General features: G+C 39.7%; 9 protein-coding genes. 2 read left to right on the plus strand and 7 right to left on the minus strand.

What is annotated here, in order from left to right; all coding sequences use genetic code 11:
• The first annotated feature begins 119 nt into the window (after window positions 1-119).
• The gene (locus tag HMPREF0693_RS10900) at window positions 120-1,007 is read left to right on the plus strand and encodes a 2OG-Fe dioxygenase family protein (protein ID WP_004245419.1); all 888 of its coding nucleotides are present in this window, start codon (window positions 120-122) and stop codon (window positions 1,005-1,007) included.
• Between the two features lie 87 nt (window positions 1,008-1,094).
• Here HMPREF0693_RS10900 and fdhF read toward each other — a convergent pair whose 3' ends face one another.
• Entirely contained in the window at window positions 1,095-3,239 is a 2,145-nt protein-coding gene (fdhF, locus tag HMPREF0693_RS10905) for a formate dehydrogenase subunit alpha (protein WP_080544259.1), read from the minus strand.
• 540 nt (window positions 3,240-3,779) lie between these two features.
• Between fdhF and eptB the strand changes: the two genes are divergently transcribed.
• Window positions 3,780-5,471, plus strand: coding sequence for a kdo(2)-lipid A phosphoethanolamine 7''-transferase (eptB, locus tag HMPREF0693_RS10915; RefSeq protein ID WP_004245422.1), 1,692 nt, complete (start codon window positions 3,780-3,782; stop codon window positions 5,469-5,471).
• Between the two features lie 76 nt (window positions 5,472-5,547).
• Here the strand turns inward: eptB and HMPREF0693_RS10920 are convergent, their stop codons facing one another.
• From HMPREF0693_RS10920 to HMPREF0693_RS10945, 6 genes are all read right to left on the minus strand, one after another.
• Entirely contained in the window at window positions 5,548-6,741 is a 1,194-nt protein-coding gene (locus HMPREF0693_RS10920; protein ID WP_004245423.1) for a lactate oxidase, read from the minus strand.
• Window positions 6,742-7,147: 406 nt separating this feature from the next.
• Complete coding sequence (narI, locus tag HMPREF0693_RS10925; RefSeq protein WP_004245424.1) at window positions 7,148-7,825, minus strand: respiratory nitrate reductase subunit gamma; 678 nt, start codon at window positions 7,823-7,825, stop codon at window positions 7,148-7,150.
• On the minus strand, window positions 7,822-8,547 hold the full coding sequence (narJ, locus tag HMPREF0693_RS10930; protein WP_012368809.1) for a nitrate reductase molybdenum cofactor assembly chaperone: 726 nt from the start codon (window positions 8,545-8,547) through the stop codon (window positions 7,822-7,824). The genes narI and narJ overlap by 4 nt, the downstream gene beginning before the upstream one ends.
• On the minus strand, window positions 8,547-10,100 hold the full coding sequence (narH, locus tag HMPREF0693_RS10935; protein ID WP_004245426.1) for a nitrate reductase subunit beta: 1,554 nt from the start codon (window positions 10,098-10,100) through the stop codon (window positions 8,547-8,549). The genes narJ and narH overlap by 1 nt, the downstream gene beginning before the upstream one ends.
• Window positions 10,100-13,861 (minus strand): nitrate reductase subunit alpha, encoded by a 3,762-nt coding sequence (locus tag HMPREF0693_RS10940; RefSeq protein WP_004245427.1) that lies wholly within the window; start codon window positions 13,859-13,861, stop codon window positions 10,100-10,102. The genes narH and HMPREF0693_RS10940 overlap by 1 nt, the downstream gene beginning before the upstream one ends.
• 55 nt (window positions 13,862-13,916) lie before the next feature.
• The gene (locus tag HMPREF0693_RS10945) at window positions 13,917-15,308 is read right to left on the minus strand and encodes a NarK family nitrate/nitrite MFS transporter (protein ID WP_004245428.1); all 1,392 of its coding nucleotides are present in this window, start codon (window positions 15,306-15,308) and stop codon (window positions 13,917-13,919) included.
• Window positions 15,309-15,530 lie beyond the last annotated feature (222 nt).

Consider the following 15,530-nt stretch of genomic DNA (forward strand, 5'->3'; position numbering starts at 1 on the left):
TGGCAACTTTTTTATCCCTATCTATAATTTTAGTGGTTATATTTTTTTAATTATTATCACTAGTTAATTAACGCTAACTTATTATTAATAATATAAATAATCCATGGAGCATATTATCTATGAATGACCTGCTTACAAATAAAATTAATAAAATAAAAGAAGAATATAAAAATAATAAATATGTTTTTATTCCACAAAAAATAGTTATTGATTTAATAAAACAATTAGGTGCAACAGAGAAAGATATAGATACACTCATAGAATATGGTGATTATCTCGCGCAAGATCCTACATTGTCGTTTCGTCACTCTCGCACCGGACGCTACCTTTTCGATAATGAGGCTAAAACCATTTCACGACTAGAGTATCAACCTTTTGTCCTCACTGAAGAAGATGGCTTTATTCGTGAAGATAGCGGTGCACAAAGACACTTTCGAGCAATTGACGATCGCTGGCAAAGCAATACCGCTTACCAAGCATTATTAAAATTGAAAATGCTCCTGATTGAAGGAAATCGATTTACACCACGCCGCTTAACCGATCAACAATCCCCTAAATCAATTTCAACGGTATTTCATTTAAGACTCATTGCTGAACCTAATTCGTTAAGTGAGCTTTCTATTGAAGGGGTGCATAAAGATGGTGTTGATCACACCATGATTGTCATGATGAATAAAAATAATGTAAAAAATAATTCCGGCGCATTACGTGTTCATTCTCATCAAGAAGCAATAGGTACACCTTGGCAAGATATTAATCCTAATAATGTTCTCTATGAGCATAATAATGCCCAATATCTGGATATATTGTTAATTGCGGATAATGAGTTAAATCATAGTGGTACACCTATTTTTACGCATGACAATAACCACTTTGCTTATCAGGATTTTATTGTTTTATTATCCCGTTATCCAACCGTAGATACTCATCCATCACATCAGTTTGATTCAACCCAATTACATCCCGATTTACCACTAACGTTACATTTAAATAAGCAAGTAGCCTAATCATAAAGCGATAAAAAACCGAGCTTACTGATATCTAGATCAGTCATGCTCGGTTTTCGGACAGAAAATAAATATTAATCAGCAAAGTTAGCCTTCAGCGGCTTCTCTTAAACGACGTTTAATATTGTTATATTCTGTTTTTACATAGTGCTCAGCTTGAGCTTGATCTTTAATTGACTCAACACAAACCGCACAATATTTATACTCAGGTGTTTTGGTTATTGGACTTAAGTTTTCTGCAACTAGTTCGTTACAAGCCCCAATCCACCATTGGTAAGTCATATATACCGCACCTTTATTTGGTCTATCACTGACCGCAGCACGAGTAATAACCTTACCTTGTCGAGAGCGTATCCAAACCAACTCTTGATCTTTAATTCCTAATTGTTTGGCATCTTCAGTGTTTAATTGAACATAACCGGGTTCATCAGCCAATGCAGCTAATGCTTTACAGTTACCTGTCATTGAACGACAAGAGTAATGTCCAACTTCACGAACCGTTGCCAATACCATTGGGAACTCATCAGAGAGTTGATCAATAGGTGGCGCCCACTCACAAGTATAGAATTGACCTTTACCATTAGGAGTATCGAACTTACCGCCTTCATAAAGATATTGTGTACCTGGGCTATCTTCTGTTGGGCAAGGCCATTGAATATACGCCAAATCAGCCATTTTTTCGTAAGTTGCACCATAATAAATCGGGCATAACTCACGCAACTCATCCCAAATTTCTTTGGTGTTGTTGTAATGCATTGGATAACCCATTGCTGTTGCCATTAAGCTGATTATTTGCCAGTCTGTTTTAACATCACCAACAGGCTCTACCGCTTTATAGAAACGCTGGAATCCACGGTCTGCTGATGTGTACACCCCTTCATGTTCACCCCATGATGTGGCAGGGAAAACAACATCAGCAATCGATGCTGTTTTGGTCATAAAGATATCTTGTACTATCAGTAAATCGAGTTTTTCAAAGGTTCTACGAATAGTGGCTAAATCTGGCTCAGTTTGTAGTGGATCTTCCCCCATCACATAGTGTGCTTTAATTAAACCATGGTCGATATTATGAGGTACTTCACTAAGCGCATAGCCCACTTCTTCAGGCATCGATTCAATGCCCCAAGCTTTGGCAAATTTTTCACGCGCTTTCGCATCAGTAACATACTGATAGCCTGGTAGCGTATTAGGTAGTGCTCCCATATCGCAAGCACCCTGTACGTTATTTTGACCACGAACAGGACCTACCCCAACATATTTCTTACCAAGATTACCGGTTAATAATGCTAAGCTAGTGAGTGAACGAACGGTTTCAACCCCTTGATAGAACTGTGTTACCCCCATTCCCCACAAGATTGTCGCCGTTTCCGCTTTGGCATACATACGCGCGGCTTCACGGATAATTTGTGCACTTAACCCCGTTGTTTTTTCTACCGACTCAGGGGTGTAACTTGCGACTAATTGGCAATACTCATCAAATTGCTCGGTATGATTTTCAATAAAGGATTTATCGTATAATTTTTCCTCTATGATCACATTGGCAATAGCATTTAGCAGTGCAATATTAGAACCATTTTTCAATGCTAAGTGTAAATCAGCCAAGCGAGCTGTTTCGATATAGCGTGGATCACATACAATAATTTTGGCACCCTTTTCTTTCGCCTTCACAATACGGCGAGCGACAATAGGATGCGAGTCTGCGGCATTATAACCGAAGACAAATAGACATTTGGTATCCTCAATCTCAACGATTGAGTTGCTCATAGCACCATTACCGACCGAACGCTGCAGACCTGCAACCGAAGGGCCGTGTCAGACACGAGCACAGCAGTCTATATTATTATTTCCGATAACCGCACGAGCAAATTTCTGCATAACGAAGTTAGCTTCATTACCAGGTCCTCGTGATGAACCGGTTGTCATAATAGCTTTAGCGCCATATTTCTCTTTGATAGCAAGTAGTTTGCTACTCGCAAACTCAATAGCTTCATCCCAAGAAACCGCTTCTAATTTTCCACCTCTTTCACGGCGGATCATAGGTGTTTTAAGGCGTGGAGTCAGTATCTTAGTATCATGGATAAAATCCCATCCATAATACCCTTTCAGACACAGCTCACCTTGGTTTGTTAAACCATTGGCTCCTTCAGCGCCAATGATTTTACCGTTTTCCACCTTCAGGTAGATTTTGCATCCTGAGGCGCAATACGGACAGACCGTGATGACTTTTTTCATCAACATTGCTCCTGTGTTCATCAACTTTCAGGTTAATACCCGATTCTCTCCTTTATCTATGCAGAGACTGTGCCAAATAAGCCATTATTTTAAATATTTTATAATTAGATGAAAAACAAAGAAAAATAACAGACAATTATCAGTAATAAGATGAGTAAGAGACAAAAAGGAAACAATTATCGACACTAATGACGATTTTTCTGTCGACGATGAGCAAGCAGTAATAGCAAAGATTAATCGGTCTAATTAACACGATTTTCTCTATGTATTCTTCTCATCAATAAAATTATTATTTTTCAATAAATACAATTAGTTATTTTTATTTAACAACTAAACACATCATTATTTGATGACAATATGATAATTTGACTTGCTATATTCTTATTTAGGTAAATTTTTAAGAATTAATATTTTGAATAACAATTTATTCGTAAGAAAAAAGGTGAAAAACAATAAAAAAAAAGCCCATAATACTGAACCTGAAAACAACAATGCGGTCTTAAAGACCTCTACACCCCAAAAATTTGATAATAGCTCAACATGCAAAAATTAAAGTTTTTACGATTTTCAAAAGAAAAAGTTTCTCTTTTTTTAGCTGTCTATATTGGTTTATTTCTTAATCTTTCCGTTTACATTGGCCGTTATGGCACACAGAATTCTCACAACTCCCTCATTGAAAGTTTATATATACTGGGTGAAGTTGCAGTAAACATTGCCTTTACTTTCTTCTTATTACGACTTATTTCTTTTTGTGGCACACTATTTTTTAAAATAGTCGCTTCTTTTATTCTGCTCATTAGTGTTTGTGCTAGTTACTATATCTCTTTCTTTGATGTAGTTATTGGCTATGGCATTATTATTTCTACGCTCACCACAGATATCGATTTATCAAAAGAGCTGATTAGCCCTAATGTGATTATTTGGATTATAGGGTTATCTATTTTACCCCTAGCGCTAACTTGGTTATGTAAGAAACCAGAAAAAAATATAACTAAACAGCAAAAGAAAAAAATCTGGATCAAAAATACGGTCAAAATGCTCGTAATTGCTCTTGCGGTATTTGCCTATCTAAAAACCTTAGATTCGAAACAAAAAGCCTATGAAATCAAGAATAACTTAGATTTGCCAAGCTACAGTGGTGGTTTAAGTTACGCCTATTTACCGACCAACTGGATTATTCCTTTATTTCAATATGCGATAACACAGTACGACGACCACTTTAATAGCCAGAATATCTTTGATCCCGCGGATAACTTTACCTATATACCGTCAAAAGCCAATGAAGATGTCTATGTGGTCTTTATTATTGGCGAGACAGCAAGGTGGGATCATATGGGGCTATTCGGTTATGAAAGACAAACCAATCCCTTATTAAGCCAAGAAAAAAATCTGATTGCTCTGAAAGGTATCTCTTGCGATACAGCAACAAAACTTTCGCTAAAATGTATGTTTGTGCGTGAAAATGGTACAGAAAATAACGATCAGCGAACGTTAAAAGAGAACAATATTTTCTCAGTATTACATCAGCTAGGAATGACATCAGAACTCTTTTCAATGCAAAGTGAGCTTTGGTTTTACAATAAGCTTGATTTAGATAACTATGCCATGAAAGAGATGATGACCGCCAAAAATAGTAATTTTGGCAAAGAATTAGATGATACGTTGCTTATTAACGAAGTCGCAGATTCCGTTGCTCACTATTCTAAAGGTAACCACTTAGTGATTTTACACACTAAAGGTTCACACTTTATGTACTCACAACGTTACCCGAACGCATTTAAAAAATACCAACCTGAATGCTTAAACGTTGACGATGAGTGCACCAAAGAGCAGCTAATCAATGCTTATGATAACTCTATTCTTTATACTGATTACTTTATTGATGGTGTACTTAATACCCTGCGTGATAAAAAAGCCATTGTGTTTTATACCTCAGATCACGGCGAGTCAATTTCAGAAAAAGGTGGCTTACACGGCACACCAAAAGAAATTGCACCACCAGAACAATTTAAAGTGCCTTTCTTAGTGTGGATGTCAGATAGCTATTTAGCTGAGCCTGAAAATAAACAGTTATTTGATAATCTCAAACGAAATCAAGATAATAACCGGACTTTCTATCATCATAATATTTTTGACTCGATATTAGGCTGTCTAGGTTACTCATCACCTGATGGGGGGATTAATAATCAAAATAATCTCTGTTTTGGTGACATAGCTAGCGAAGCACATTAAGTCGTGTCTAATCAATAAAAACCCCATGCTTAAGATTAAGCATGGGGTTTTTACTCGCTGAGATTAAAATAATGGCTTATTTAAAGTCAGCATCTGTATACAGGTGTGTTGCTTGAATTTCTTTGACGTTTCTTGCACCACCTAACATCATATTAATTCTTAACTCTTTATTTAATTGCTCGATAACTGAATTTACACCTTCAGCACCGCCTAAATTTAATCCATAAAGAATTGGACGCCCTACAGCAACAACATCTGCACCACTCGCTAGCGCTTTAAAGACATGTGAGCCACGACGAACACCACTATCGAAAACGATAGGAACACGTTTGTTCACGACTTTGGCAATGGCTGGCAATACATCAATGGTTGCAGGTGCACTATCTAACTGACGACCACCATGATTAGACACCCAAATCGCATCAGCACCCGCTTTAATTGCAGTATCGGCATCTTCAGGTGATTCAATACCTTTCACAATGACTGGTAAACCTGACATCTTTTTCACATATTGAATATCCGCAGGAGTAAATGCTTGTTTAGCTTGAGCATAGATCTCACTAATACCCGAACCTTTACCTGTTTTTGATTTATCATCACTGATTTTGGCGAATGCTTCCAAATTGGCAAAACCTAATGGGAATTGAAAACTATTTTTAATATCATCTTCACGATATCCCCCCACAGGAGAATCAACCGTTAAAATAATACCTTTCGCGCCATACTGTTTTGCTTGCGATAAAATATACTGATTAAACGCGTCGTTTTTACTCATATATAGCTGAAAAAAGAACGGATAACCCGGTTGTGCTTGCGCGACTTCTTTAATGGTTTTATTACCATAAGTACTTAATGAGAAAATAGAGCCCGCTTTCGCCATACCTTTTGCTGTGGCAACTTCGCCTTGTTGATGAGCAAGCCCTTGGGCTGCCATCGGTGCCTGAATAATAGGCGTATCTAATTTAATCCCTAAAAATTCTGTTTTTAAATTCAGATCGGAAAATTCAATCCCTTGTAATGCACGAGGCATAATATATTTTTTATTAAATGCATTTGTATTAGAACGCAAGTTATTTTCGTCTTCAGCACCACCACGAATATAACCGAAAGCGCCTTTATCCATATTTTCTTTTACTTGATTTTCAAGAGCATCTAAATTAACTATTTTGATTGGATGTTCTGCGGTACTCGCTTTATATTCAGTCGCTTGCACAACTCCCACACTTAATGCCATAGCAATTGCAGTCGTTTTTAACAATGTATGTTTCATTATCTCCCCCTATGTAGGAATTAATGGATTATATTTATAGTTTAAGAAACAACGCTCAGATTATAAGAATAAATATAAACTCTATTTTTATAGAAACTTAAAATAATCGTTCTGATTTTTTAATATATAATAATTAAATAAATCAAATGTAACTTAATAAAAATTAGGTCATTAAGGAAAATATATATAATTATTTAAATATCATGATATTTAAATAACATAATGACATTTTAAAAAATAATCTTGATGTCGTTAAAAGCGAGTATAAGCTGACTATGGAAATAATGTATCTAAAGATTATTGCTTTAAGCATTCAAAAAATTTGTTTAAGTTAAAAAAACCCCCGCGGGCGGGGGTGAGATAAGCGCAATTAAAAGTCTCAAATCAACTCAGGAGAAAAATACCTTTAGTGTCGATTACGAACAATTTGGTAACGGCGCGTTAGATACTCAATTGGCACGCTCCAAATATGAACTAAACGGCAGAATGGGAACAATAAAAAAATCGTCATACCTAGGAATATGTGCAATTTAAAAATAAGTGCAACACCTTCAAGATTTGCCGAAGCACCGCCATGGAATGTCACAATAGCTTGCGCCCATGCCACCAGCTTCATCATCTCACTACCATCCATATGCTGTGCAGAGAATGGGATAGTCAATAAGCCGAGTGCAACTTGGACAACCAGCAAGGTTAAGATCATGATGTCACCAAATGACGATGTTGCTCTTACTCGTGCATTCGTCAAACGACGTTTTAACAGCATAATGCCGCCAATCAGCATTAATACACCACAAGTACCACCACCAACCATCGCCATAATTTGTTTATATTCAATTGGTAGAAAAGATTGATACATCCAGTGTGGCGTTAACATCCCCAGAAAATGACCTGCAAAAATGCCGATAATACCAATATGGAATAAGTTCGAAGCAAGTCGCATGTTTTTCTTGTCTAACATCTGACTGGAGCCTGCACGCCATGTATATTGACCATAATCATAACGTAACCAACTACCGATAAGAAAAACAGCACCAGCAATATAGGGGTAGATATCAAAAAACAACATATTAACGTAATTCATTTTTGTGCTCCCATATCCAGCGAATTACCGACGTTGAGATATTGAACAGGCGTTTCTTGCGCAAAACGTCGCTGATGCTGGCTAATATTGTTACTACCACATTGCGCACTTTCACCTAGAAACGTCACTTGCTCTTCTTCCCATACGGCATCTAATGCAGCTGGCGTATCATCTACAGGCTCTTTTTCTACTTGAGCCGCCAGTTGTGAAGCGTCTAACTCACTTTGTGAGAGACAAAGCAATACATCAAAAAGAGCGTGATAATCACTGCCTCGCTGTTTTAAACGCTCACTCAGCAATGCCAAAATAGGGGCAATATTATTAAGCCCTTCAATACTTTCATCGGTAGGCAATAGCGTTAAATACTCAAGGTAAGTAGGTAAGTAATCAGGCAATTCACGACTACTTAAGGTGATCCCTGCTTGTTGATACTGATTAAGCAGATCAACCATTGCCTGACCACGATCACGCGATTCACCATGTACATGTTCAAATAACAATAGCGATCTCGCTCTACCTCGATCAAAAATCTCACTGTAATTCGCTTGTGCATCCAGCAGATCTTGTTGCGTGAGTTCACGAATAAACGCCATTAATTTTGCGACTTGCGTGACAGGAAGCTCGTCAGCTTCCTGCAATGCATCAATGATCTCATTACGATGTTCCCAGAGATCTTCGCTGGGATAATCCAATAACAGAGAAATAACTTTCAAAGAGATCATCATATTTTCTCCTCAGAACGGCGCTCATCTTGAGGGGTTTTGGAAGTGATATCGATGGCATCAATACGATGGCTATTAAACAGATTAAATTTACTCTCGCTGCCATGACAACCATCACCAAAACTAAAACCACAGCCGTTACGCTCAGGAAAAGCTTCTCTTGCTAACTCTCGATGGCTAGAAGGAATAACAAAGCGATCTTCATAATTGGCAATCGCCAAATAGCGATACATCTCTTGTGCCTGTGCTTCGGTTAATCCCACTTGCTCTAATGCTGTCAAATCGGTTTTACCTTCTACCGTTTCTGCGCGTTTATAATGGCGCATTGCCAACATTCTTTTTAATGCTAATAACACTGGCGCTGTATCGCCTGCGGTCAGCAAGTTAGCCAAATATTGGACAGGAATACGTAAACTTTCTACATCCGGTAATACCCCCGTATGTGGCAACACTCCTGCATCAGCCGCAGATTGAATAGGTGACAGAGGTGGCACATACCACACCATAGGTAAAGTACGATATTCAGGGTGTAATGGTAATGCCAGCTTCCAATCCACCGCCATTTTATAAACCGGCGAACGTTGGGCTGCATCAATCACACTTAATGGAATACCTTGCTCTTCTGCAGCTTTAATAACTTCAGGATCGAAGGGATCTAAAAAGATATCTAATTGACTTTGGTATAAGTCTTTTTCATTATCAGCACTGGCGGCTTGTGAAATTTTATCTGCGTCATACAGCATCACACCAAGATAACGAATACGTCCAACACAGGTTTCTGAGCATAGGGTTGGTTGACCTGATTCGATGCGCGGATAACAGAAAATACATTTTTCTGACTTACCGCTTTTCCAGTTAAAGTAGATTTTTTTGTATGGACACCCTGTTAAACACATGCGCCAACCACGACACTTATCTTGATCGATAAGCACAATACCATCCTCAGCACGTTTATAAATCGCACCACTTGGACAGGTCGCGACACAAGCAGGATTTAAGCAGTGTTCACATAAACGAGGTAAATACATCATAAATGTATTTTCAAACTGCCCATACATCTCTTTTTGCATATTGGCGAAGTTTTTATCCGCAGCACGTTTGCTAAATTCGCCCCCTAAATCATCTTCCCAGTTTGGGCCTTTTTCGATCTTGGTCATACGCTGACCTGTTATCAACGAACGAGGACGTGCGGTGGGTAATGAGCCTTCTGGTGCATTTTTTAAATGCTCATAGTCATAATCAAATGGCTCATAATAATCATCTAATGCTGGCACATCTGGGTTGGCAAAAATCTTTGATAATAGCCCAACACGGTTACCCATTCTTGGTACTAACTTACCTTTAATATTTTTGATCCAGCCGCCTTTCCACTTCTCTTGATCTTCCCAATTTTGCGGATACCCTGTACCCGGTTTAGTTTCAACATTATTAAACCAAGCGTATTCCACACCTTCACGACTGGTCCAAACATTTTTACAGGTTACTGAACAGGTATGGCAACCGATACATTTGTCGAGGTTCAGTACCATACCGACTTGTGAACGAATTTTCATTATGCCTTCTCCTGTCCATTCAGGGTTTGTTGATAAGCATCGCCTTCACCATCAAGCCAATCAATCTGTTTCATCTTACGTACCACAACAAATTCATCGCGGTTAGAGCCCACAGTTCCATAGTAGTTAAAGCTATAAGCCAACTGAGCGTATCCACCAATCATATGGGTCGGTTTAGGGCAAACACGCGTCACGGAATTATGAATACCGCCACGCATTCCAGTTATTTCAGAGCCTGGTAGGTTTATTTGGCGCTCTTGTGCGTGATACATATAAATCATGCCATCAGGAATACGTTGGCTCACAATCGCTCTTGCGGTTAACGCACCATTACTGTTGTATGCTTCAACCCAATCGTTATCACTAATACCCATCTCTTTAGCATCATCTTCACTCAGCCAAACCACAGGGCCACCACGACCGAGGGTTAACATCAGTAAGTTATCGCTATACGTTGAGTGAATACCCCATTTTTGGTGAGGCGTCAGGAAGTTCAGCGCTTTTTCTGGGAAGCCGTTCGGTTTTTTACCTTTCACGGCTTCGATTGCCTTAGTATCAATAGGTGGACGATAAACCACTAAACTTTCGCCATAAGCACGCATCCACTCATGATCTTGATATAACTGCTGACGGCCACTTAAAGTACGCCAAGGGATCATCTCGTGAACATTGGTATAACAAGCGTTATAAGAGACATGCTCATCTTCCAGACCAGACCATGTAGGACTTGAAATGATTTTACGAGGTTGAGCAACGATATCGCGGAAACGAATTTTCTCATCTTCTTTTACTTTAGCTAAATGAGTGTGATCGCGTCCTGTTACTTTACTTAGTGCATCCCACGCTTTTACCGCCACTTGACCATTCGTTTCAGGTGCTAAAGAGAGGATAACTTCGGCTGCATCAATTGCGGTTTCAATCGCCGGGCGCCCTTTTGCCACACCGTCATGACGAACGCGATTAAGTTTTTTCAGGAAATCAACTTCTGTCTGTGTATTCCAACCGATCCCTTTACCGCCATTACCTAATTTATCCATTAACGGCCCAAGTGAGGTAAAACGAGCATAGGTATTTGGATAATCACGCTCCACAGGAATAAGATGCGGTGCAGTTTTCCCCGGGATAAGGTCACATTCACCTTTTTTCCAATCTTTGACATCAAATGGTTGTGCCATTTCAGCCGCGGAGTCATGTTGTATTGGCTGTGTCACTAAATCGGTTTCAACCCCTAAATGACCGACACACAATTTAGAGAAGGTTTTAGCAATACCTTTATAAATTTCCCAATCGGTTTTAGACTCCCAAGCGGGATCTACCGCGGCGGTTAATGGATGAATAAATGGATGCATATCCGAGGTATTCATATCATCTTTTTCATACCATGTGGCGGTTGGTAACACGATATCGGAGAACAGACAGGTACTTGACATACGAAAGTCTAAAGTCACCACTAAATCGACCTTACCCTCACCGCCTTTATCTTGCCATTCCACTTCTTGTGGCTTAACTTGGCCTTGTTCACCTAAATCTTTACCTTGTAATCCATTTTCCGTCCCTAATAGATATTTCAGTAAATATTCATGCCCTTTACCTGCAGATCCCAATAAATTAGAACGCCAGATAAATAAGTTACGAGGGAAGTTTTGCGGATTATCCGGTTGCTCTGATGCAAAACGGATCTCACCTGATTTCAGAGCATTAATGGTATAATCCGTTGCACTGACGCCAGCTTGTTGAGCTTTCTTGGTAATAGACAATGGGTTAACGTTTAATTGCGGTGCTGACGGTAACCACCCCATACGCTCCGAACGCACATTCATATCAATTAAGCTACCGCTAAAGCGTGATTTATCTGCTAAAGGTGATAGTAATTCTGTCGGTGATACCGTTTCATAGCGCCATTGACTTGAATGATTATAGAAAAATGACGTGCTATTCATATGACGAGGTGGACGCTGCCAATCCAGACCAAAAGCTAATGGCAACCAACCTGTTTGTGGACGCAGTTTTTCTTGTCCCACATAGTGAGCCCATCCACCACCACTTTGGCCAATACAACCACAGAAGATCAGCATATTGATAATGCCACGGTAGGTCATGTCCATGTGATACCAATGGTTAATGCCCGCACCGACAATCACCATTGAACGACCATGTGTTTTTTCTGCATTATCAGCAAATTCACGTGCAATGCGGATAATATCTTGACGGCTAACCCCTGTTACTTGTTCAGCCCATGCGGGTGAATAGGCTTTGATCTCATCATAGTTTGTCGCACAGTTTTCATCATTTAAACCACGATCGACACCATAGTTAGCCAGTAATAAGTCATAAACGGTAGTGACATATTTTTCTTCGCCATTGGCAAGAGTAATGCGTTTTGCTGGCAGTCTATGAACGAGAACATCATCAAGGGCAACACCTTCAAAGTATTCACTCTTGATGCCACCAAAGTAAGGAAATGCAACGTCAACCACATCATCATGGTTTTCTAAAAGACCCAATTGTAAAGTGACTTCTTCGCCACTCTTACCGTCTTTAGGCTCTAGATTCCATTTGGCAGCGCCTTCCCAACGAAAACCCATTGAACCTTGAGGAGCGACCAATTGCTGTGTTTTCTCATCAATAGCAATGGTTTTCCATTCTGGATTTTTCTCCTGATCGAGATTGTTCACTAAATCAGCGGCACGTAGCATGCGACCCGCAACTAATTTGCCAGAATCATGCTTATCTAACATCACTAACATTGGCATGTCAGTGTAAGTGCGCACATAGTTACTAAAGTATTCAGTTTGGCGTTTAACGTGGAATTCGTTAAGAATAACGTGCCCCATCGCCATTGCCATGGCGCTATCTGTACCTTGTTTTGGGTTTAACCACTGGTCACACAGTTTAGCAATTTCAGCATAATCAGGTGTTACTGCTACCGTTTTGGTGCCTTTATAACGAACTTCGGTAAAAAAGTGAGCATCTGGCGTACGGGTTTGAGGTACGTTTGAACCCCATGCAATCAGATAAGAAGAGTTATACCAGTCAGCTGACTCTGGCACATCTGTTTGCTCCCCCCAAGTCATTGGTGAGGCAGGTGGTAAATCACAATACCAATCGTAAAAACTTAAGCAAGCACCACCAATAAGAGATAAATAGCGGGCACCGGCGGCGTAAGACACCATTGACATTGCCGGAATAGGTGAGAAACCAATAATACGATCTGGGCCAAAAGTTTTAGCGGTATAGACGTTAGAAGCAGCAATAATTTCATTCACTTCAGACCATGAAGAGCGAACGAAACCACCACGACCACGAGCTTGTTTATAACTTTTCGTTTTTTCGGGAGCATTAACAATCGATGCCCATGCATCAACTGGATCAGCGTGTTGCGCTTTGGCTTCACGCCATAATTTGATCAGACGTTTACGCACCATTGGGTATTTAACGCGGTTAGCGCTATATAAATACCATGAATAGCTCGCACCACGCGGACAACCACGGGGTTCATGATCAGGCAGATCAGGACGAGTTCGTGGATAGTCTGTTTGCTGGGTTTCCCATGTTACTAAGCCGTTTTTAACATAAATTTTCCAGCTACATGATCCGGTGCAGTTAACACCATGTGTAGAACGCACGATTTTGTCATGCTGCCAACGGCTACGATAACTATTTTCCCAGTCGCGATTAACATTTAACTCTTGCCCGTGATCTTGTGAAAACGTATCACCAAGCTGTTTAAAATAGCGGAATCTATCGAGAAATTTACTCATCAGATACTCTCCCAATGCGCGTTAGCGCGCTCACATTGCGTATAATTCGTCATTATTATTTATTGTGTTTACGTCCATAGACCAACCAAGTGATCAGAACGCAGGCGATATAGAACAGAACGAAGATTTTCATTGCCCCAGCAGGTGAACCCGTCATCGCAAGGGATGTACCAAAGGCTTTAGGAATAAAGAAGCCACCAATCGCACCGATTGCAGAGATAAAACCCAATGCAGCTGCACTTTCTGTTACGGCTTCTTTTTGCGCAGCTTCATCTGAAGCCCCTTGTGCCTTCATGCGATCAATAGTGATTTTTCTAAATACCACGGCAATCATTTGGAATGTTGAACCACTGCCTAGCCCTGCAGTTAAAAACAGCACCATAAACACGCCATAGAAAGCAATAAACGATCCACCAGCACCATTTTCCGGTAGGGTTAAGAACAGGAGCACTGAGAAAATAGCCATAATGATAAAGTTGATAAGCGTCACTTTAATGCCACCAAATTTATCAGATAGCGCACCTCCCACAGGGCGAGCTAATGCTCCAAGTAAAGGACCAAAGAAGGCATAATGTAAAATGACAATATCGGGGAACTGGGTTTTCGATAACATTGCAAACCCGGCAGAAAAGCCGATAAAAGAACCAAAAGAGCACAGATAGAGGATACTGAGTAACCAAAGATGACCACGTTTTAAAACAGGTAGCTGTTGACTTAAAGAAGCTTTATTAGCAGCCAGATCATTCATGCCAAACCAAGCCGCAAAGGTAAAGATAAGCAAGAAAGGTACCCAAATCCACGCCGCATTCTCTAGCCATAAACGTGAGCCATCAGGTTGAACGACACCGGGGCCACTAAACATAGCAAAAACGCCCACACTGACAACCAAAGGCGCGATTAATTGCATCACGCTGACACCTAAGTTACCCAATCCGCCATTTAATCCTAATGCACCGCCTTGGTGTGCTTTAGGAAAAAAGAAGCTGATATTTGCCATACTCGATGCGAAGTTTGCGCCAGCAAAACCACACAGCAGAGAGATAACGATAAAAGTGGAATAAGATGTCGTTAGATCTTGCACGGCAAACCCTAGCCAGAGACAAGGAATAATCAGAAATACCGTACTAATAGCCGTCCAACGACGACCACCAAAAATAGGAATAACAAAAGAGTAAGGGACACGTAGTAGCGCACCTGAAACAGAAGGTAGAGCAGTCAGCATAAAGAGCTGATCAGTGGTAAAATTAAAGCCAACCTTATTTAAATTGACAGCGACTGCACTAAATAGCATCCAGACGCAGAAGGATAGCAGTAGACAAGGAACAGAAATCCATAAATTACGCGATGCGATTTTTTGACCAGTTTTTTCCCAAAAAGCTTTATCTTCAGGATGCCAATTTTCGATCACCCCTTTTTTCATTTTTTCTGGGTGTTGAGAAAGTGCCATAACAACCTCGGTTAACGGTTAAATTGGCTTCTTTTTACGGTGAGATGGGTTTACGAGTCATGATCTGCATCAAGCAAGATTTTGTTTGATTTTTCATCTAAATCTATGTTTTATACCTAAGTATTAATAGGGTTACGTGACTATTTTAAATGTAAATCAATAAATTAGGTAAAATCACTTACTCTTTATTAAACACATTACAATACTTAGATATTTAGAGGT

The sequence above is a fragment of the Proteus mirabilis ATCC 29906 genome (assembly GCF_000160755.1).
In the GTDB taxonomy this organism is placed as follows: Bacteria; Pseudomonadota; Gammaproteobacteria; order Enterobacterales; family Enterobacteriaceae; genus Proteus; species Proteus mirabilis.